Here is a 21,782-nt window from a genome sequence, read left to right as displayed (position 1 = left end):
CGGCCTTTGCAAATCTTGTCCGTAGGCCGACATAAGCGGCCTGAACACTGTTACAGGCCGCTTTTTTTGCGTTTCAGGAAGTCGGTAAAACAATCCTCAAGGGGCGGGGCGCTATCCTGAAATTCCAGCTTTACGCCCATGTCGCCCACCCGAAAGCAGTACGGATTTTTTACCTTGCGGAGCACCTGCGCCGCCCGCTGTTCCTTCGGAACCGTGTTATCGAAGGCCAGCCCGGACACGTCAACTAAGTCCTCTTTGTTGACTGCCGTTATATCAACGCCCGCGAGCTCCGATAAATGAATTTGATTTTGCATGGATATCCGCCCCCTTTCTTCCATGTGTATGTCATTCCCTGATTGTCCTATGAGGAAATGACAAAGGGCGGCCAAGGTGTTCTCAATACCTGCGGCGGCTCACGGCCTGATGCATGATAGAACGGGTAAAATTCTCGCAATTTGATTTTTGACATAGTAGACCTCCATTTCGGTTGTGGATAGACAGAGAAACCAAAATGGAGATAGACGGGGAACTGCACCGGGGCCGCCCCTGCCTGATAAAGGCCTCGGGCCAAGTTGGCCCGAAGCTGCCCATAGAAAAAGAAAATCGCCCGAATGGCACAAGGCCAAACGAGCGTAAGAACAAACGCTATTAGTTCTTATTAAATGATGTGTATAGGTAAACGGAAGGACACAGTTATGGACATAAGTGGTCAGGCTTTTTTTGAGAAGTAGAAGTTTGTCTGATTAGATCGAATAAAGAACTTCACGATGCTCCTCTCCTTGAACCTCCGTGTCCTCTAAAAAGGGCGACTTTATCATACCCTTTTCCAATGAGGCGCAGCAAACCGGTTCGACAAACTGAAAAACAAATGATTGATGTGCCCTAGGTTGTGCGTCGAATATTTTACAATCCCATATACAAAGAGTGGGAGCTTTTTCTGTAAAGCCAAGATAACCCCCCTTTCATTCGTCCATATCTGTCTTAATAAAGGGTATTCCTAATACCTCGGTATAAAAAGCTATAAGTTCTTTCGCTTGCCTAGAAAAAATATTTGTGCAGTAATATCCTGTTATCATTTTCTCACCTCGTTAAAGTCTATGGTTACTTGATACGTTTGGCAAATATTTCTGCGTTTATATACCATTCACTATTATCTTGTACAGTAACATTCTTCCAATGAAAACACTTCTCCTCAATCTTAGTAAAAATCCACTTTCTTCTTTCATCGTTGATGTAGGTAAGCACTATCATGTTATCTTGTTTTTTCGCTTCAAGCCGTATTATTTTCCCGATATAACCATAAACTACATCCCATGCGTGTGTGCCGGGATTATAGATACGCAGTGATGACCCATATTCATAATCAGACAGAATAATAACATCCTGAATAGCCATTCCTTCAAGAACCCATGAAAAATGCCATTCGCCCTTAATTGCAAGGGAATTGCTACTCTCAATATAGTCTATTGCCCAACTACCGATCAGTTTTCCAAAATAATTGAACTCTTCTGGTAAAGCTGTGTTTTTACTTTCACTTGCTAATGCTTCAAAAAAATCCTGCATTGGTAATTCCTCCAGTATAAATAAGTTCTATTACAAATTCTAAGTACTTCATGCCAGGTTGGCCGAAGTCACTTGTATGTCGTTGCATATTGTTTAGGAGTTATGCCCATATACTTCTTAAACGCATTTGTAAAATGGCTTTGGTGACTAAACCCTGTTTCAAATGCTATATCAGCTAATGATACTCCAGCCTCAAGCAGCTTTTTGGCTTTATTAATCCGTACATTTTCAAGGTAGCTATATGGAGAAATGCTACGGTATTTTGTGAACTCTCGTAATATATAAAATTTACTGTAGCCAAATAGTCTGCTCAAATCATCAAGACACAAGTTTTTAGCATAGTTAGCGTCTAAATAATCACATATCTGTTCTATTTTGTGTTCATTACCACCAATCATTGTGTACAAATCTGCCGAACTGTACCGGTGTATTATCACATCAAGAAAGAAGTATAATTTTTCCTCTCGTTCAAACAATGGCCCTCTCTCTTTAATTAACCTATGCAGATTAAGAAAATGGCCGATTACAGCACTATCAGTTGCGATACAAGGAGAGAATAGCGGGTATATTTCCTTTTCAAAAACCTTTTGTATCACTGGCAAGGGAATATGTATGCTCAAAAAATCCATGTCGGACTCCCCCCTGCAACCATGAAACTCATTGGGATTAAACATAACCATTTCACCCTTACTAAAAGGGAAGTTATTTCCCATGTAGACAACATCGCGTACCCCCTCAGATATGAGATACCCAAACTCATAGTATTCATGCGAATGAGTAGGGAATACATCAGCATAACCCTTAACCTCAAAAGCCTCAATATTAAGCTCTTTATCCAAATAAATATTTCCATAACTTTTCATTGAAGTACTCCTATTCTGGTTCCATTATAACAAACCGCAGAAAAGCTTTCTTGCAAATTCTTGCCCAATTTTATGTATTATAGCACATTGCCAAGGTTTAATCTGACTGAACAATTTTGCGTGATTTTAGCCTGCCCGCTAAATGGCAAGCGATACAAATGTCTATACATTTGTGAATTTTTCAAGTTCCGGCCTCCGCCGAAACCTGAAAAATCACGCATGTTGGGGCCAGCCTCTAACCCTGCCAAACCTCGGGCCAACTTGGCCCGAAGTCCATAGAAGAGGAAAAAGCCAAAGCGCTTTTTCCTCTCTAAATAAGAATATTTCTAGTACGCATTTACCAATAAGGCGCTATAAATCAGTCCCCAAGCACCTACTATAGTGTTAAACTGTACCTTTGTAATATGTAGGCCTGCCCACTTCTTTCATCTGTTTTTTCTTCTGAAATCTTGAGTCCAAACCCCAAAGAAAAAGCTAATCTTTTAGAAGCCTCATTGTTTTCTCTTGTTGAATAAATAAATTCTTTTGCGTGAAACTGCTCTTTACAGTATTTAATCAGACATTTAAGTATTTGTGTACCGTAACCTTTTCTCTGATAATCGATACCAAGACATATTCCTGTCTCCATAAATACATCAGTTGTCAACTTTTCGACACCAGCAAATCCAATCGCTTCTCCTGTTGCTTTTTCATAGACTACATATGTATCATGTGTTTTTTGAAATTCTATGGTTCTTTGGATTCTTATTTTTGCATCTTCTTCATTTTGGGTGACCTGCCATGCCATATATTTCGCACACTCAGAATGACACCAGACATTTTTATACATTCCTTTCCAATCAGGAAATTCAGCTTTATCAAGGATCAGGTCTTTCGTTTCAAGCATGTCACATACCTCAACAATTTATAATCTAATAGGTACGTCTTCTCCGCCAAAGACGTACCTATTAGTTTTAAATCAAGTATACAATAGCCAGAACAATCCGTCAAACTTCGGCCAACTTGGCTCGAAGTGCTATATCGGCAGCACAATAAACTAAATTTTATAGTATTATTTAGGATTACAATTTATATTACCAACTGTTTGTCCGACTTCTATATACGGCGGATAAAAACTTGTATCTTGTTTATTCAAGTGACTATCATCAAAGTTTATATAATTTGGAGTATCTTCAACTATTATGTTTTCAAATTTTATGGGCAAACCTGGAGAAGAATAGAAGCTCCTTCCCAACTGTATTTGAAAGTGAAGATGAGGTTCTGTTGTATTGCCAGAATTTCCACATTCAGCAATTTTCTCTCCGGTTTTTACAGATTGTCCGACCGATACAATTATGCTATTCGGTTTAAGATGAGCTAATAATGAATATTCATTATTTGAATGACAAATCAAGATATAGTTGCCTCGTATATCACAGGCAGTACATGAAACAGTTCTATCCTTCGTAATATTGCTGTTCGGATTTCCGGCGTAAACTTCTACAATAATGCCATCTGCCGGGGCTAAAATATCTTTACCGTAACAATAAAATGATTCCACTTCTGTTTCTTCTCCACGAAAGCTATTTCCAATTTTGTCTAATATAATAAAATCATAAGCATATCTTTGTGTAGGAATTTCCCACGAGTGAGAAGTTTTTTTCGTAACACCACCACTTGCGACAAACCATTTTCCGCTAAATGGTAATGAATATTTTATTTGTGAATGGTAATTTTCAATATTAGGAAAATTTCCTTGATATTTATATTTCAATACAAGGAGTCCTTGAACCTGTTTTAATGCTTGTATCATCTTGGCACTTTTCATCAAGTAGATATCTCCTATTCTGCCTCTCCCGTCTAATAGGCAGGATTTTTTAATGTTTATTTCTGTTCGCGTAAAACCTCATTTTATATTCTGCCAATAGACTTTTATATTCTGGTGTATCCCGCAAAAACGAAAGCTCTTTTTCTGTTTCCATTTCTGTTATAACTGCAGGTAACAAATCAGTATTATAATTTTTAATTTGTGTTTCTGATAATTCAAGGTGCTTATACAATGGAGATTGGTTTATATCCCATTTTTTTTGTATGATATTGAGTGCTTCTTTATAGATTGAAAGACACTCTTGTGCATTATTCATACTGATAGCAAGTTCAAGATGGGCTGCGTGTGAGATACAGTCCATAATCTCAAAATCTTTCGTTAAGATTTCATATTTATCAGCATAGTATTGCGCGTCGTCAAATCTTTTATCACGGATTGCTACCCTTGTCATACCCATTAAAATAGCCTGCATTTCAGCTACGGTTTCCACAAGTTTTGTCTCGTAAATCTTTGAGGCATCCTCGTATTGTTCAAGTTCCATATAAAACCTCGCCAACATTCTCTTTTGGTCAAGAGCGGAATCTGGAAGTTGCTTAATTAAATCTTCTGCACGTTGATATTCTCCACATTCCAAATGACTTTCAATTAATATAGAAATAGCTTGATTACTAATCATAGAATTTTCGCTTTTGATAAGCCGCTCAAAGAGCTTTTTAAGATCTTCTTGATAAGTCCCTTTGCCTTCTATTGCAAATAGCTCCAAAGCGTTTTTTAGGTCAAATGCAACCGTGTAAATCAATCGTTCACAAGTCGGGTATTCAGCAATTTTTTGCATGGCAGTTTGAAACGCGATATCGAATCCTTGTTCCTTAATCAGTTCATATATTTCAACGGATATGTGCTGAATTTCAATCTCCGTTAAATCCTCCTTAAAAGATAATAACGTATTTAGATCTGTTTTCAGCAGCCTTGCTAATGCTGGTAAAATTGTTATATCCGGGAATGTATTCCCCTTTTCCCACTTGCTTACAGATGGAGTAGACACGCCTAAATATTCAGCTATCTGCTCTTGCGTTAAACCTTGTTGTTTGCGCTTTTCTCGTATAATCTGATTTATTTTCATTGACAGTCTCCTAAATAATTATAGATAAAGGTTTGTATAATAATCATAGCAAATCTTGTAAAGGTGTACAATAACGCCGTAGCTAACTTAATAAGTAAAAAATTTGCTTATTAGTTAAATACCAAAACTGATGATATGTACTTACTATTATGCGTCTATCAGTCTACCGCTAAGCGGCAAGCGATGCAAGTGTCTATACACTTGCGAATTTTCCATGTTCCGGCCTCCGCCGAAACCTGAAAAATCCCGCTTGTTGGGGCCAGCCCCTACCCCTGCCAAACCTCGGGCCAAATTGGCCTAAAGCTCCGGCCTGTCAGCTTGTGATGAACCGCCGGAGGGAATCGTTCAGCTCGTCTAAAAGCCCAATCAGAAACTCCGCGATAGCCGGGAGCTAGTAAGAGCGTTTCTGCTTTATCTATTACCGACAAGGCAAATTCAAGCCAAACAAGTAATTCCAAGCATACTAATTGCTGAATGGGATTCAATTTTTTCTACCTTATTTTCCAATACAAACGTGCGCAACAGACTTTTGGTTCTAACTAAGCTGTAAAGGAGTTCCATTTCCAAGGCCAGATGCAAAATAGCCACTCAGAATGGTTGTCGTTGCTAGCATAAATGTAACAGCGATGATCCTTAATGCTGGAATCATTTAACGCCTCCTCAGATAATCTTGCACCAAACATACTATCCACAATGTTATACAAAGATTGAATCAGTAAAGACATCATCAGTGGAACAGCCATGGTATATAGTAGTGGACGAATGGGCATTGTTGCCATTTTGTTTTTTGTATTCATAAAAATACTTCTTTGCTGACATTACCAACAAAAATAGCGTGAAATCTAAAGGGGAAGCACCTCCTAAAAATTTCACGCTAAAAAGCCGGCTTTTTTCTTTATATTCTATCCCTGGAAAACAAGAAATGCAAAACTTCAGATTTTTAGTCCGACAAACTGGAAGTTGTCATTTTGATGCATAGAGTGGATTAGCTTCTCTAATAGCCACTCCGTATGCATTTTTCAGATATTCAAATGCTTGTCTTACTTCATAAGGTATCTCAATATGGCAGATGAAGTTTTTTCCATTTGGCCCATATCCATCACTATTATCTGAAAGTCTCGGAATTTCTCCCATCAATAATTCCACATATTTATTTACGTCCCACATACCATATATATCTGTTGAAAACGCCAGTTCTTCGTCCTGTGTAATAACTGTAGCTTTGTAAACGGCATAATTGATAATCGTTACATCTTCTTCTATATATTTACGAAGTCCAGCTTCCATACGATGCTGCATCGTCGCGTCCTGACATAATAGGATGCTCTTAAAATGAATAGAATGCTGTTTTAACAGCTCCAGCAAGTAGATAATATTATTTCCACAGTTTGTTGATTTTGTTTCTAAATAATCTGCTTCTAAATGATAGACCGTTTTCAGATATTTATTGAAAACTTCAGCTTCAGACAAGTCTTTTGTAATAATCATCGGATATTCTTTATGCACTTTTTAACGTAAGGTCTCTGTCGTATGCCCAAAGCCGCCTACAATAACATATTTTTTTGCAATACCGTTTTTTATTGCCTGAGCAAGAATATCTCCCCCACAAAGGATACTACCACCAAACAAAACCATAATGTCCACTTGGCTTATCCCATATTTGTTTTGTAAGGCTGCTGTTGTTAATTCTCCAATATCTCTTTTTCCACAAAAATTTCCCAGAATATTTATATTATCTGCAACTTGTTTATCCATAAAGTCCTCCCCAAAAATTCTAATTTGTTGAGTACGCCTTATCTGCTAAAAGCATACGTATTAATTTCAAAGCAAGTATACAATAGTCGGAACAACACGTCAATCTTCGGGCCAAGTTCGAGGTGTTGACAAAGCCCTGTGAAATCTTACTCATGAAGAAAGAATGAGGAGTAAGGGGAGGAATAGAGCAAAAAAAGAACGCCTCTTGGCGTTACTCCAGACAGTTTACCATCCGTTTTAGATTTAATGCCGTTGCCGACAAGAGACAGTGTTCCTCCGCCTCATTAATGTCCAGCCGCTCCATGTAATATAACGTGTATTTAGCCATTTTCTTATTATGATTGGCTCGGTTGGGCCTGTGGGCCCGGTTGCTCCGTCAGCTCCCGCTGTTCCAGTCGCTCCCGTTGGGCCTGTGGCTCCGGTTGCTCCGGCGGCTCCCGCTGTTCCAGTTGGGCCTGTGGCTCCGGTTGCTCCGGCGGCTCCCGCTGTTCCGGTCGCTCCAGTCGGGCCGGTTGGGCCTGTCGCTCCGGCTGCCCCCGCTGTTCCTGTTGCTCCCGTTGGGCCAGTTGGACCTGTGCCCCCCGTTGCTCCGTTAGCACCGGTCGCTCCGGTCGGACCTGTTGGACCTGCTACACCAGTATTTCCAGTAGCTCCAGTCGGACCTGTAGCTCCCGTATTTCCGGTTGCTCCCGTTGGACCGGTAACTCCGGCGGCTCCAGTATTTCCCGTCGCTCCAGTTGGGCCGGTAGCTCCTGTCGGGCCGGTCGCGCCTGTAACACCTCTTAACCCCATAGCTCCCGTCGCTCCAGTTGCCCCGGTGGCTCCCGTTGGACCCGTTGGCCCGGTTGGACCCTGGAATCCCTGCGGTCCCTGAGGACCTATCGGACCCTGCGGACCTCTGGGGCCGGTCGGACCAGTCGGCCCCTGTGGGCCTCTGGGACCCCGTTCCCCTGGGCATCCTCTTGGACCCATCGGGCCGGGACAGCCTCTGGGACCGGTTGGCCCCTGACAGCACTTTCCACACCTTGGCTCCGGGAAATTTCCCGGGCAAAGTCCCTGGTTTCGTAAAACCAGATTTTCACCCTGCGTAAAAAAGTTTGTATTCGTATTGTCAAATCTACAATTATCATTACAATTCATATTATCACATCCTTATTAGTCAGCAGTTTGTACTGCTAATGCCATAATATGTTGTTGTCCTAAAAGATGTGTATGAATCCAACTACCTGCCGGACTGCCCCTGCCTCACAGCTCAGTGAGTGTCCTCTCCGGAAAGGTCTTCGTAGTCCTCTCTGGTAAAACGGTGGTAAGTCAGACCGAATTCGTCCTCCTCCACGCAATAAATATAAGGTTCCGGAACCCCGCTGCTGAAATAAAACACATGGCCGACTCCCTCCCCTTCTCTATCCTCTTCTGTATATCCAAGCTCATGCATTCCGGCAAAATCCCGGAAACACGCCCGTATCTGTTCCAGTGTACTGTCTTTCGCCGTAATGACGGACAGAAAGCGTTTCAGAAATTCCGGTTCCGAAACAGCATCGGCTATATAAGCGCATCCTTTTTCCGGTACCTCGATACAGTACCGCTCCCCCTGTCTTGAAAACCGAATCTTTCCAAGCAACGGTTCGGCATCCTGAGCAAAAATCAGAAGCGCTCCGTCAAGTTCACCAAGTCCGGCTTCACCCTCAGGCTTCTTGTCTCCCGCCACATCCTCAAACCTCAGCAGCTTAATCAGGGAAGCTGCGGGATAATAGAGCCTGATACTCTCCTCACGGCTCCCGATTTTCATCTGCCATTCTTTTATAGTATCAAAAATATGCTGCCGCAAAAACTCTGTCGTCATATTTCTCCTGTTCTGCCGTTAAACGGCTTCCGTTTTTTATAGAAAATCAGACATGCCGCCACTACGATCACTTCCGTGATGGGGAATGTGAACCATACTCGGTTCAGCCCCAGAAAATGCAGCGCCCAGGCTACAGGTACAAGCAGAGCAACCTGTCGCAGCAAAATGAGGAAGATACTCTCTTTTCCCCTGTCCACCCCCTGGAAATAGACCACAAAAATCAGCCCGAAGGCCGACGGGATAAAACTCAGCGCTATGATTCTGAAGGCGGTGACGCCGATTTCCAGAATCTCCGGCCTGGATGAAAAAATACGCAGTAAAAATTCCGGCATGGCCATAAAGCACGCGGCCGCGGCTATCATAATCACTCCTGAGAGTGCAAAAGAACAACGCAGGATACTGTCCACCCGGTCCTTTCTCCCCGCGCCGTAACTGAAACTGATCAGAGGCAGTATAACTTGCTGAAGTCCTAAAAGCGGGATAAAAAAGAAGGTCTGAAGTTTATAATAGATTCCAAGCACAGTAACCGCATCCTCGGAAAAAATTTTCAGAATCAGGTTCAGTCCCACTATGTAAACCGTATACAGACACTGCATGATAATGGAAGGCGCTCCCGCCCTCAGGACTCTGGTGCAGCAATGCAGATTCACCCGCCCAAAGGGTATGGGATACCGTCTGAGAAATCCGGCCATCACGATCGCCATGGCTGTCCACTGTCCGAGCACGGTTGCAACAGCCGCTCCCCTGATCCCCATCACAGGAAAGCCGAAATAACCGAATATCAGGATGGGATCCAGGAAGATATTCACCGCCGCGCCCGCCACCTGGGCGAACATGGGCAGCACCATATTACTCCTGGCCTGCAATACCTTTGTTCCGGCCGCCTCGATAAACATTCCCAGTGAAAATGCAAATATAATCTGGGCATACTGAATCCCGTATTCCCTCACAAGCGCCTGTGCCGATGATACCTGATAATAAATTCTGATCCCCGGCATTCCCGCGGAGATAAAAAGCAGAGCGCCCAATACGCTCAACAGGAATCCGGCCGCTATAATATTTTTCTGCGACTTTGTCTCACCTTCCCCATCCAGCCTTGAAATCAGGATATTAATTCCCACTCCCGTGCCCGTAGCCAGGGCCGTCATCAAAAGCTGGATCGGAAATATAATAGACAGGGCCGTCAGCCCCTCCTCCGAATACCTTGCAACAAAATAACTGTCCACGATGTTATAAATCGATTGAATTAACAATGCCAGCATAACCGGGGCCGACAGCCTGATTAACTGCTTCCATACCGGTGTCTCATCCATGCCTATTTCTCCTCTGTACAAAAACTCACCGGACAAAATTCAGAATCAGTTTCCTGCCCATCCGGCGGAATGGAACTATTATAACAAAACACTCCGCATAAATACGCAAAACAAAATATTACGGCTGAGAATTTTTTGGTTTATAACCCGTTTTGTAACTCGTCCTGCAGCCCGGTCCGGATTGGGGACTGCTCTACAAAACATTCTAAATCATTGAAGAATTCATCGACAATACGATAAACACCGCATTTTTTCAAAAATTCCACATTATTCTCCTGAAATACGGAGATGACCGTCTTATCTTTTTGCTTATTGCAGATGGACTTTCTGCCTGTCAGACACTTTATTTCCTTCTTTGTCAGTTTATCTTTAAACACACCGGTTATTTGGGCTATCTCCAGATTTTCAACCAGAATAATTACATCAGTAACCGACATCGCATCACTGTAAATCTCATCGTCCCGCCCGGTTTTAATCTGCAGACGGATTTCTTTCAGAAAGCCGGTTATGCGCTCTTCTCCCCGCCTGTAACCGTCCAGAAATTGTTCCACCTGAGGAATCACATAATTCCGGTAAAACCGTTCTTTATCCAACTCCCGGAATAAAAGGGCAAGCTGCCGTTCCCATTCAAAATTGCGTTTAAAACCGCCATTCAAAACAGGACTATAAACCGCCCGACTGCCGTCCCGGTAATTTTCAAAAGAGTCCGAAAGCAGCGTCTCATACTCAAAGAAAAGCCCTCTGTCAAAATCTTCTCCATTCACAAGGGCTCTGCCGCAGCAGTATATCATGAGCAGCTCGTTCCGGGTCCCGACCCACTTTCCATTTTTCACAAGAACGGTCCTAAGCAGCAGTTCTTCCAGCTCCTGATTCCCGGCGACGTATTTTTCATAGTTTTCCAGTTTTCTGAATTTTGTCTCACTGACCCGTGAGTTCACATTGCAGAGCAAAAGATCCAGCATGTAATCGGTACAAAAGCCCAAAAAGGCGTCTGCGATATCAGCATCCCCATCCAGTATCTGATAAATAAGCAGATTCATGAAGATATCCACACTGCGGGGTATCATTTTGAGGCCTATACTGTCCGTCATATCTTTTACCGCCGAGAGCATCTCCTCGGTTTCCAGCATCTCACTGATATACCAGGGTTCTCCGCTCTCTACAATGGAGAGCAGCTCCGCTTCCATCTCCGGACAAAACTTAAGCTTTCTGATAAGCTCCGTGCACTCTTCCCTATCGAGCGCTCCTTCCTTTTCCCCCAGCAGCAGTTCATACCCCTCCCGCTTGGCCTTACCGTAGTCCTCCTCTTCCGGCTCCGGCGTCCAGTCGGAAGAATGATCGAAATTTTTGTCTCTTTTAATCTCCTCGTAATACCGTCCGGCGATCAGCTTAATCTGCATCTTATATTTCTGTGTGTATCTGAGGCCGAATTCCTTTAGAATACGCGGGACATCATCCACCAGCATGTCCATCTGCCAGGGATAGTCAAGCTCATCCAGGTAATCAAGGCTATAAAGAATGATATCCTTGATGTTCTTTTTCATAAACTGAACGTAGCTCTCACGCCGTTCTTCAAACTCGTTCGGATAGATCTTGCCTAACTCAAAAAAGTATGCATAATGTGTGGCCAGGAATGAACAGGACCAATACTGCTCCATGATTTCCCGCCCGTTGAGACGCATTCCTTTCTTTTCGCATAACTGCACCAAGCCGGTAAAATCGATTAGCTCATCCACTCCGTCAAATGACCCATTCCGGCCCAACTGCTCAAAAAACGTATCGGCAAACTCACGGATGAAATACCACACCGGTCCCCTTTTACAGAGCTTCGAGACGCGCAGCAGTTGAAAGGCCCGGCCGGCCCAGTGACTTCCCTCGTCAATATCGGATTCCCCGATCTCAATTTCCCCAAAATCGGAAAGCTTCATCGGCAGGTTATAAAATTCATCGACAGCCCTCTGCTCAATCTCCCGTATGAGTTCCTCATCCTTGCAGAGATCCCGCTCCAGGAGCATCAGAAGCTGGTTGTAAAAGGAAGCCGACCTGCATAGTTTCGGAATATAATATTCCTGGTTCTTTTCCAGAAAAGAGAACAGGAAATCAATGTTAGACGGGTTATCAAATGTGATTAGAATCTCTTCGTCCCAATACGTCGTAACAAAGGTTTTTTCCAGCTCGGAGATGCATGCCTCAAAGGGCTTCAATTTCCGGCCGGCCGCATACAACTGAACATACTTTCCGAACGTATTTCTGATATCGTGCAGACTGATCGGTACATAGGAGATCGCGATGATCAGGGCGATCATTCTCGCCTCCTCCGTAAGCTCCATAAATATTTCATTCCAGAAATTCTCCGGATAGTCCAGATATCCCAGCAGTTCCTCCGTGTACTCCTGCGGTGAAAACTCCTCACAGGCACTCTGTTTTAAAAATTTCTCTATGATACGCGGGCTGTATCCCTTATTTTCAACAATATTATCACAGTGAAATAAAATGTCCTCCAGATATTCCGTCTCAAGCTCCGACGCATACAGATGGGCGAACAGGATTTTCGCTTTCTCGGCAGCGCTGTAATCCTTCAGGACACATTCCAGCTTCAGCCTGCTTACGATGTCCTTAAGCTCCGGGCTCCCGCTGATCTCCTGCTGGACAATATACTCCCTGGACGTAATAATCAGCCTTTTATTTTCATCGGCCTTTACCAGGTAAATCAGCTCCTCCAGCTTCCTTGTAGCCTTTCTCCCAGTCTCTTTGTGGAATGTGCTGCCCCAATAGTCATCCAGAATAAACACCTGCCTCTGATCGGAGTACTCCCATCCGGCCTCAATCTCCTCTATTGTCTCGGCCCAGATAAATCCTTCATACCCCCTCACAGACAGGAATTCCAGCGCAAGAATATAAGCCAGCGTCGTCTTCCCCATCCCCGGCTCGCCCGAAATCACGATCGTATGGTTGGCGTTCAGTTTAGCCAGCGCATGGTTGTAAGTCTGTGTCTGGACAAAGGTCCTGCTGGTACCGAGAGCCTTGCGGTAAGCGTTCGTATTGCGGTTCCGCGCGCCCTTGTTGACAATCTCGGAAAGAACCTCCTCTATGACGGACGTGTCAGGGAGCCACAGCCTGGTATAATCCTTCTCAATCCGGCTGTATTCCTTTTCCGCCAGAAGGCGGTTCAGCTCATTCTTCGTGATAAGATCCCCGCTGGTTTTGATATACCCCTCAAACAGCTGATAAATCTTATCGGCCTCATGTTTCCCCAGTTCCAGTGAGACAACGAGGATATAGCGGTCCGGATTCAGCTTTTTAACCTTTAGAAGCTCAATGTTTTTAAGTTCCCTGTATAATGTCTTAAAGTCCTTATACTTTTTGGCCTGCACCACCAGTGTGGATGTTTCGTCAAACCACAGTCCGTCGGCCCCGCCGTCAGCGGTATCCTTAAACGTCTGAAGCCGGACATGCTCACGCTGCTGAACCACTTCACACGCCAGATTCTGAAAATCGGCCCAGCTCAATTTTTCATTATAATCGTATGTTCTCATGCTCAGTCTTCCTTTGCTTTCTAAAAAGGGAATTTACCGGCTTGATTTACCGTAACTGCCGCCCCTGTATCTGCGAACCTGTGTTCTTTTATTGTATCATATCAAAACCACGGTGTAAACGATATCGAAAAGGAGGCGGCCCGACTGCGGGACGCCTCCAAAACAGATTCAAACCCCGTCGTTCTCCGCCAGGTCTTTCCTTTTTCATCTTTCCTTTTTCATCTTTCCCGATTCGTCTTTTCTTTTTCGCAGCTGCTTCCGTCCATAACTAAAATAGTAAACGGCTGCTCCGAGAGGCAGCGACAGATACACCCTCATTCCCAGATTCTGATAGTCCAGTATTTTAGGGAACGCAAAGGTATAAATAAAAAATGAGATTATCAGATCTCCTTTTGTCATAAAGATGATTCCCGAGTAAACGGACAGGATAAACATGACCCAAAGCCCCCAGAGCCGCGGCTTTCTCTTCACGCAGAGCACGGTCATCCAGACTGTAAACAAAACCTCTAAAGCCGCTATGACTGTCATAATCCACTGTGCCATATTGAACTGTCTCCAGGTCGACGGGGTTCCGGTTACCACTGGGGAAGCCACTATGCGGATCCAGTCGATTTTCCCGCTGTCATCCGAGACGGCCAATTCCACCCTGGGACTTTCATCCCCACAGTCCACCAGATAACTGTATATGGTCGCCCCCGGAGCGGCTCCTTCCGCCTGGCGCCTCTTCTCTTCCAGTTTTTCGGCTGAATTCCATGTTCTCCCGTTCCAGATATCAAAAAACAGTTCAAAGAATTGTTCTTTCTCTTCCGGCTCCGTTATGTCCACCCACAGACTGCACATTGCCTCTTTATCCCTGTTTTTTAAGGCGGTCAGCAGAGGCGCCAGATATTCCTCCAACACGTGGTCTTCCCGTGCCACCCCCGCGTCGTGGGACGTGTCTGCACTCCGGATCGGCGCAGCAGTCGCCTCCCCTGAACCGAAACCTGCCGTGATAAACAACAGAAACATTATTATGAAACATACCTTCTTCATTATTTCGTTTTCCCCCGCATCCCGGCTCATTCCAATTGCCCATTTCCAAGCACATTGTCCATAATGGTATCAGTTTATTATAGCAAATGCCGGTTCTCAACACAAGTGAACTGGGAAAAACTGGAGGGAATTATTCAGGCTGCCGCAGCTTCGGCAGAATCTGTGCCAGGGTCACGGCGGCTTCATTCAGTTTCTGAAGCTCCTGCTCCGTCAGTCTTTCCTCTGGGCACACGTTCCACAAACTCATGTGCAGTAAGCGCATCCACAAGTTTTGTCGCCTGCTGCTTTGGCACATTCAGACGCCGGGCCATCGCTTCGCGAACTTTTCATTGCCACTCAACGGTAAAGTACCGGTACGGAAAGGACGTTGCCTTCCCCGTACCGGCACTCCCGGCTTTCTCTATGCCCCCCAAACACGGACTCCCTTTATATGAAGAAATCTGGCCTGCTCATACTGGTAGGAATCCAGAGGCCGCATATAAGCATCATAACTGTGTGCCGCCAGAAAAATACGCCCGTTCTCCACGGCCACAATCACCGGGCTGTGATAATACCAGCTCCCGTTGCCGAGCTGCACGATGTCTCCGGGCTGTATCCCCTTCTCATCCGTCACCACGGCATAAGGCCCCACCGACTTATTCCCCACAAGGAAATTATAGAGGTACTGCACCCCCGTCCAACTGGGTGTCCTGTCATAGCCGCTGTTGTAATACCAGCCCTTCACCGGAGTATAATTCATGACTCCGCTCCCCGCATAAATGCACTGCGAAGCAAAATTCGTACAGTCTCCTCCCATATGTTCAAAATCGAGATATCTCGGATTCCTTCCCAATGCCCACTGTTTGGCATACTGTAAAGCCGCCTCCCGGCGGTATTCCTTTTCTTTCAGCATATCCTGCAACCTGATCCGCTCCCTGTTATTTAATCATATGGCGGACACGGCTTTGATATCCTCAGAAACTTTACTATTCCTCATCCGCGGGATAAAAGCAGGCCTCATAAAGCATCGTAACCCCGGTATCCAGGATTCTTTCCTCCTTTACCGGAGTGCTTTTAAATACGATGCGGTCCACAAGGGCATCGATGAAATCCACAATCACAACGGAGGCCGCTTCCAAATCGTCTGCCTTGACCCTGTCCTGGTTTCGGCCCAGAAGTTCGAGAACGGCCTTCCTGATTTCTTCCCTGTGCAGATCCAGCACGGCGGCCACATCCTTTTTTGCATAATAAAGCTCTTCCAACGCCTTGTTAAAATCTTTGACACAAAGGTGCAGGTCTATCAGTTTTTTCACCAGGCACCGGAGCCATTCCTGCAGATTCTCCGTATACAGCCGCCTGTTCATCTCCGTATTCAGCGTCTGGAAAACCGTCATAAAATGATTGTGATGGCGTTCAAGCAGCTCCGCCAGAATCGTGTCTTTATCTGAAAAATATGAGTACAGGCTGCCGATTGAAATTCCGGCCGCTTTTGCGATCTCATTGGTCGTCATCTGAAAAAATCCCTTTTCACAGATCAGCCTCATGGCGGAACTCAGGATTCTTTCCTTCATCTCCATACTGCGTTTCTGTTTCGGCTGTCTGATTGTCTTTTCTGTATCCATTGTCCATCCTCCCTGCTCTTTATTCTATCCTCCCTTTCCTGAAACGTCAAGAATCAAAGTGAGTTATTACTCACATTTTTGTTGACAGACAGAAAATATGAGTATATAATCGCGTTTATAAACATGAGTTATTACTCATATTAATAAAATCACATCAGGAGGTATCTGTCATGGAACTGTCAGAAAAAATCAAAACCGGGGCGATTCCCGGATTAATCCGGGAGTTATCGGCTCCGGCCATCCTTTCCCTGCTCCTAAACGCGTTAAACGCGGCGATAGACGGCGTATTTGTGGCAAAGAGCGTTGGCACCGCGGCCCTGTCCGCCGTAACGGTTTCATTTGGAATTGTCCTCATTATCCAGGCTCTCTCACTGCTGATTGCTGCCGGAGCATCGGCCTCCATCTCATTGAGGCTCGGAAAAGACGACAGAGCAGGAGCGGAAAAAGTGATTGGAAACGCCTTCTTTCTCTCCCTCCTGTTTGCCGCGGCCATCACCGTCACAGGGCTGTTTACCGTGACTCCCCTGCTCCGCCTCTACGGGGCCAATGAGGAGAACCTCCCATACGCCGTGGAATATATCTCCGTTATTCTGAGCGGTTCCTGTTTCTTCATCATGGCGCAGTCGATGAACAACTGCGTAAAGGGGATGGGGTACGCAGGAAGGGCTTTCCTGAATTCCCTGATGAGCGTATTGACCAATACGGTTTTAGACGCTGTTTTTATCTTCGTCTTTCACTGGGGCGTCTTCGGAGCCGCTCTGTCAACGGTGATTGGCAACGGCGTCTGCATGATGATGGCGCTCCGCTTCCTCCTCTCCGGAAAATGCGCCGCAAATCTCCGGCTGAGCTGCATAAGGCCGTCCGGTTCAGGAAGTATTCTGTCCATCGGCCTTCCCGCCTCCATCGTACAGTTCGCATTGAGCCTTGTCTCCCTGACCTTCAACCACACCGCCGCATACTACGGTGGAACGGCCGGCGTTGCTTCCTATGGAATTATGTACAACACGATGATGACGGTCTATATGCCGGTAATCGGCCTCGGCCAGGGAATCCAGCCAATTTTCGGTTTTAATTACAGCGCCGGGAATTACCTGCGTGTCGAAAAGACCTTAAAGCTTTCCATTACATATGCCACCGCCTTTGCGGGCGTTATGTTTCTTCTCATCGAACTTGCGGCCGGTGCAATCGTCGGGGCATTCGGAGGGACCGGGGATCCCTCCCTGGCCGCTATGGCCGTTCCCGGCCTGCGCCTTTTCAGCCTTACACTCCCCCTTGCCGGGTTTCAGATGATAAGCGCAAACTACTTCCAGTACGTCGGAAAGGCAAAACAGTCCGTCATCCTGAGCTCCCTCCGCCAGCTCATCCTCCTGATTCCCTTTGCCCTTCTCTTTCCGGCAGTTACCGGCATGACCGGAATCTGGCTGGCAACCCCTGCCGCCGATTTGATCTCCTTTGCCGTAACCGTTGTTTTTATAAAGAAAGAACTGGATTTACTAAAGAAACAGTAGGCGGATACGGGAAAGAGCTCGACAAACGGGGCAGCGCGTCCCTATGGACGCACTGCCCCGCTCAAATAATCGTCAATCTGGATTGTCCACTTACTTTCGGCACATTCTCTCCGCAGCCTCCACCACGTGTTTGGCTAATACGGTCGATGTCACCGTTCCAACGCCCCCCGGCACCGGTGTGATGGCTTCCACAATCGGCTCCACCTCGTCGAATCTCACATCGCCGCACAGTTTCCCTTCCGGGTTGGTGTTGATGCCCACATCCAGCACAACCTGGCCCGGAGATACATAATCTTTACTTACCAGCCCCGCACAGCCCGCCGCTGAAATCAGGATCTCGGCCCCGCGGCAATGGGAAGCGGTGTCCACGGTGTCGATATGGCACATGGTCAGTGTCGCGCACCGGTTTAACAGCATAATGCCGACCGGTTTTCCAATCACCATGCTGGCCCCGATGACCGTGACGCGTGAACTCTTGAGAGAATACCCGTAATAGTCCAGAATTTCCAGGCAAGCCTGGGCGGTACACGGTGCAAAACCTCCCTCCTCGCCGGAAAGCACGTTTCCCTGGGACCAGGCCGTGATGCCGTCCATGTCCTTTTCCGGTTTCAGGGCCGCGCAGACGGCCAATTCGTCCTCGCGCCGTGCCAGAGGCCGGAACATCAGACAGCCGTGAATTCCGGGATCCCCGTTAATCTCCTGTACGACGGCCATCAGCTCCTCCGGCCGGTAATCCGGTTTAAGAAAGATATGCTTTACCTCAATCCCGATTGCGGCGCACCGTTTGGATGCGCCCCGCTCATAGGACAGATCGGCCGGACGTTCCCCAATCCGGACAATCGCGAGGGTCGGTACAATCCCGGCCGCCTTAAGCCGTTCCACCCGCTTTGAAAGCTCCCCGCCCAGCGCTGTCACAACGGGCGCTCCCGTCAATAATTTAGCCATTTAAACTCCTCCTTACACAGGTTGCTGTCCCTGTTCTATTTTCTCCTGCCGATCCAGCATAGCCGATATGGCGGCATTGGTGATTACGTTCGGAAGTGTTCTCTGACCGCCGATAATACGGTCGATTCCCGTCATCAATGCAACGCCCTCTAACGGAAGATTAACACTGCCCAGTGTCATTGTCAACATGACAATGCTGGCGCTCGGAACACCGGCGGTTCCCAGGGAAGCCAGCAGCGCCGTGACGAAAACCGTTACCTGCTGCGCCATCGAAAGCTGCACTCCCGCCACCTGGGCGATGAAAATGACCGTCATACCCTGATACAGGGCGCTTCCGCTCTTGCTGACATTCGTTCCAACCGACATGATAAAGCTGGCAATCGCCTCGGAAACCCCGAGATTATTCTGCAGCTCCTTGATTGCCACCGGCAGGGCCGCGGCCGAACTGTCGGTTGCCAGGGCCATGCTGATTGCCCCGAAGATACCCTTGTAGAATTTGATTGGGTTCATCCTGACGCCGATGGCCACGAGGCCCGCCTGGATGACAAATATAAATACAATCAGCGCCAAATGCAGCACAATAATAAATTTTCCCAGAGGAAGAAGTGTGGAAAGGCCGTATTTTCCTATCATGCCGGACATTAAGCCGAATACGCCGAACGGGGCAAAGGAAATGACGATATCCGTCATCTTATACATAACCTGTGCGGTTCTGTCAAAGAACACCTTCACCGGCTCCGCCTTTTCTCCACACATCACGATACAGATTCCGAAGAAGAATGCAAAAACGATTACCTGAAGCATGTTGTCACCGGAAAATGATGCAAACACATTGGTCGGGAACATATTCAGAATCGTCGAGATAAAGGAAACCTCCGTGGCATCCCCGGTATCTGTCACCGGCATTTGGATCGCCGCGCCTACTCCCGGTTTTAGCAGATTTGCAAATACAATACCGGTCAGAATCGCCAGCGCCGTCATGACTACGAACAGGATGAATGCCTTGATTCCCATTTTATAAATTTTTTTCATATCCGGTATGCTGGTCAGGCCGCTGATAATCGCACTGAAAACCAGAGGAAGTATCAGCATCTTCAGCATACGCATAAAAAGATCGCCAATCGGCTCAAACACGGTTGCTCTTTCCCTCAAAAGAACACCAAACAAAATTCCCAGGACGAAACCGATGGCGATTTTCGCAAACATCGGCATTTTTTTCGTTTCTTTCATTCTTATCCCCTTCCCCAGTCCACTCATGGATCCTGTTCCGCCGCCCCGGTTCCCTAAACGGGCGGGGCGACGGAACGTATGTATGTAAAGAACTTATCAGGCAAGCCATTTTTCCTCATCAAACAGAGGATGCTCCGCGGCAATCTCAGCCACGCGTGTGCGGATCTTATCGAGAGCCTCCGTATTGCCGCTGTTTTTAAGAGTATCCGCCAGGAGGCGTCCAACCTCACGGATTTCTTCCTCTTCCAGGCCGCGGGTTGTCAGGGCCGGTGTGCCAATCCGAATGCCGCTTGTCACCTTGGGACTCTGCGGATCATAAGGTATCATATTTTTATTGACTACGATTCCTACGGATTCCAGAACCGCCTCGGCTTCTTTGCCGGATGTGATTAAGTTTCGGACATCCACGAGAATCAGGTGTGTATTGGTTCCGCCGGAAACGAGCCGGAGACCGCATTTTAACAGTTCATCCGCCAGCGCCTGGGCATTGTCGTATACTTTCTGCTGGTATGCCTTATAAACAGGAGTCATACTCTCCAGCGCCTGCACCGCGCGCGCTGCGATCATATCCATTTTGGGCGCTCCCTGCAGTCCCGGGAATACCTGGGTGTCAATCTTTTTGGCAAGTTCTTCTTTGCACATGATGATACCGCAGCCTCTGGCGCCTCTCCAAGTCTTATGGGTGGAGCTGCTGACTACATCGGCGTGAGGAATCGGTGAAGGAATGATTCCCGCTGCAATCAGGCCGACCGGATGTGCAATATCGGCCATCAGATAAGCGCCGACGCTCCTTGCAATCTCACCAAAGCGCTTGTAATCAATCTGTTTCGGATAGGAGGAGGCTCCGCAGATGATCAGCTTCGGCTGATGCTCTTTGGCCAGCCTTTCCACCTGCTCCATGTCAATCTCCTCGGTCTCCTTGTTCAGTCCGTAAAATACCGACTGGTACATTTTCCCGCTATAATGGAATTTGGCGCCGTGGCTTAAATGGCCGCCCTGATCCAGTTCCATTGAAAGTACGGTGTCGCCCGGTTTCAGCAGGGCGCGCAGAATCGCCACATTCCCCACCGTAGCGCTCATGGACTGTACGTTTACATGATCGGCGCCGAACAGTTTTTTAATACGCTCCTTTGCCAGGTTTTCCACTCTGTCGGCCAGTTCACAACCTGCCACGAAGCGTCCGCCCGGGTAACCCTCGGCATTTTTGTCGGCCCAGATGGAACCTTCCAGGCCCGCCGCCAGAGGTGAGGCATAGTTTTCCGATGCGATCAGGCAGAGTGTTTTTTTCTGACGCTCCTCCTCCTGCATGGTCAGTTCCGCCATTTCAGGGTCAAATTTTTTAATTTTCTCAAAGCTGTTATCCAGATACATCTTCATTCCTCCATTTTTTAAATTCCCGATTTATAAGTTCCTGTCTGTTACTTTCCTATAATCCCATTATAATAAACCGGCTGTTTTTTTATAGGAACTAAACCGCTGTTTTATTGAACAAAATCACACTTTTTATCATTTTCTCTTTACATTTATGGTGTATAATCACAAAACCGGCTGTTTCCCTCTCCTTTTCCCTGTACATAATATCCTATATTCGTTAATAAAATAACGGTTCTCAAGTCAACTTTACGGCATAGGGGATTCCTGATATAATGGAGCAAAGGCGGTG

Annotated in this window: 16 protein-coding genes and 2 pseudogenes; 1 reads left to right on the top strand and 17 read right to left on the bottom strand. The window is 46.3% G+C overall.

The window, feature by feature from the left end:
- Nucleotides 1–50: 50 nt before the first annotated feature.
- The 14 genes and pseudogenes from EJL91_RS13025 to EJL91_RS12945 form a co-directional block, all read right to left on the bottom strand.
- Nucleotides 51–314 (bottom strand): DUF6870 family protein, encoded by a 264-nt coding sequence (locus EJL91_RS13025; RefSeq protein WP_125142402.1) that lies wholly within the window; start codon nt 312–314, stop codon nt 51–53.
- A gap of 787 nt (nt 315–1,101) precedes the next feature.
- Nucleotides 1,102–1,563 carry a hypothetical protein gene (locus tag EJL91_RS13015; RefSeq protein WP_125142401.1) on the bottom strand — a complete coding sequence of 154 codons (462 nt, stop codon included), beginning with the start codon at nt 1,561–1,563 and terminating at the stop codon, nt 1,102–1,104.
- Between the two features lie 68 nt (nt 1,564–1,631).
- Nucleotides 1,632–2,426 carry an AraC family transcriptional regulator gene (locus EJL91_RS13010; RefSeq protein WP_125142400.1) on the bottom strand — a complete coding sequence of 265 codons (795 nt, stop codon included), beginning with the start codon at nt 2,424–2,426 and terminating at the stop codon, nt 1,632–1,634.
- Between the two features lie 376 nt (nt 2,427–2,802).
- The gene (locus EJL91_RS13000) at nt 2,803–3,312 is read right to left on the bottom strand and encodes a GNAT family N-acetyltransferase (RefSeq protein ID WP_125142398.1); all 510 of its coding nucleotides are present in this window, start codon (nt 3,310–3,312) and stop codon (nt 2,803–2,805) included.
- A 165-nt stretch (nt 3,313–3,477) separates the two neighbouring features.
- On the bottom strand, nt 3,478–4,233 hold the full coding sequence (locus tag EJL91_RS12995) for a M23 family metallopeptidase (RefSeq protein ID WP_125142397.1): 756 nt from the start codon (nt 4,231–4,233) through the stop codon (nt 3,478–3,480).
- A gap of 49 nt (nt 4,234–4,282) precedes the next feature.
- Nucleotides 4,283–5,356, bottom strand: a complete 1,074-nt coding sequence (locus EJL91_RS12990) for a helix-turn-helix domain-containing protein (RefSeq protein ID WP_125142396.1) — start codon at nt 5,354–5,356, stop codon at nt 4,283–4,285.
- Nucleotides 5,357–6,319: 963 nt separating this feature from the next.
- A pseudogene (locus EJL91_RS12980) lies at nt 6,320–7,111 on the bottom strand (YdcF family protein).
- Nucleotides 7,112–7,459: 348 nt separating this feature from the next.
- Nucleotides 7,460–8,116: pseudogene (locus EJL91_RS25375) on the bottom strand (hypothetical protein); the annotation flags it as partial.
- Between the two features lie 247 nt (nt 8,117–8,363).
- Nucleotides 8,364–8,954, bottom strand: a complete 591-nt coding sequence (locus EJL91_RS12970) for a DUF3877 family protein (protein WP_125142394.1) — start codon at nt 8,952–8,954, stop codon at nt 8,364–8,366.
- Nucleotides 8,951–10,267: an MATE family efflux transporter gene (locus EJL91_RS12965; protein ID WP_243125334.1), complete on the bottom strand. Its 1,317-nt coding sequence runs from the start codon at nt 10,265–10,267 to the stop codon at nt 8,951–8,953. Before EJL91_RS12965 ends, EJL91_RS12970 begins: the two co-directional genes overlap by 4 nt.
- Nucleotides 10,268–10,407: 140 nt before the next feature.
- Nucleotides 10,408–13,803: an nSTAND3 domain-containing NTPase gene (locus tag EJL91_RS12960; RefSeq protein WP_125142393.1), complete on the bottom strand. Its 3,396-nt coding sequence runs from the start codon at nt 13,801–13,803 to the stop codon at nt 10,408–10,410.
- A gap of 204 nt (nt 13,804–14,007) precedes the next feature.
- Entirely contained in the window at nt 14,008–14,835 is an 828-nt protein-coding gene (locus EJL91_RS12955) for a hypothetical protein (RefSeq protein WP_125142392.1), read from the bottom strand.
- Between the two features lie 400 nt (nt 14,836–15,235).
- Nucleotides 15,236–15,727, bottom strand: a complete 492-nt coding sequence (locus EJL91_RS12950; RefSeq protein WP_125142391.1) for an amidase domain-containing protein — start codon at nt 15,725–15,727, stop codon at nt 15,236–15,238.
- A 73-nt stretch (nt 15,728–15,800) separates the two neighbouring features.
- The gene (locus tag EJL91_RS12945; RefSeq protein WP_125142390.1) at nt 15,801–16,436 is read right to left on the bottom strand and encodes a TetR/AcrR family transcriptional regulator; all 636 of its coding nucleotides are present in this window, start codon (nt 16,434–16,436) and stop codon (nt 15,801–15,803) included.
- 170 nt (nt 16,437–16,606) lie between these two features.
- On the opposite strand from EJL91_RS12945, the gene EJL91_RS12940 reads away from it, so the two are divergent.
- Nucleotides 16,607–17,944 carry an MATE family efflux transporter gene (locus EJL91_RS12940; protein WP_125142389.1) on the top strand — a complete coding sequence of 446 codons (1,338 nt, stop codon included), beginning with the start codon at nt 16,607–16,609 and terminating at the stop codon, nt 17,942–17,944.
- 90 nt (nt 17,945–18,034) lie between these two features.
- Here the strand turns inward: EJL91_RS12940 and EJL91_RS12935 are convergent, their stop codons facing one another.
- The 3 genes from EJL91_RS12935 to EJL91_RS12925 all read right to left on the bottom strand — a co-directional run bounded on the left by EJL91_RS12935 (nt 18,035) and on the right by EJL91_RS12925 (nt 21,484).
- Entirely contained in the window at nt 18,035–18,889 is an 855-nt protein-coding gene (locus tag EJL91_RS12935; RefSeq protein ID WP_125142388.1) for a bifunctional 5,10-methylenetetrahydrofolate dehydrogenase/5,10-methenyltetrahydrofolate cyclohydrolase, read from the bottom strand.
- Nucleotides 18,890–18,901: 12 nt separating this feature from the next.
- Complete coding sequence (locus EJL91_RS12930; RefSeq protein WP_164516840.1) at nt 18,902–20,119, bottom strand: dicarboxylate/amino acid:cation symporter; 1,218 nt, start codon at nt 20,117–20,119, stop codon at nt 18,902–18,904.
- A gap of 96 nt (nt 20,120–20,215) precedes the next feature.
- Nucleotides 20,216–21,484: a serine hydroxymethyltransferase gene (locus tag EJL91_RS12925; RefSeq protein ID WP_423243445.1), complete on the bottom strand. Its 1,269-nt coding sequence runs from the start codon at nt 21,482–21,484 to the stop codon at nt 20,216–20,218.
- Nucleotides 21,485–21,782: the final 298 nt, after the last annotated feature.

It is taken from the genome of Clostridium transplantifaecale, from assembly GCF_900626075.1.
GTDB classification, from domain to species: Bacteria; Bacillota; Clostridia; order Lachnospirales; family Lachnospiraceae; genus Otoolea; species Otoolea transplantifaecalis.
This window is presented reverse-complemented; position numbering and strand designations above follow the sequence as displayed.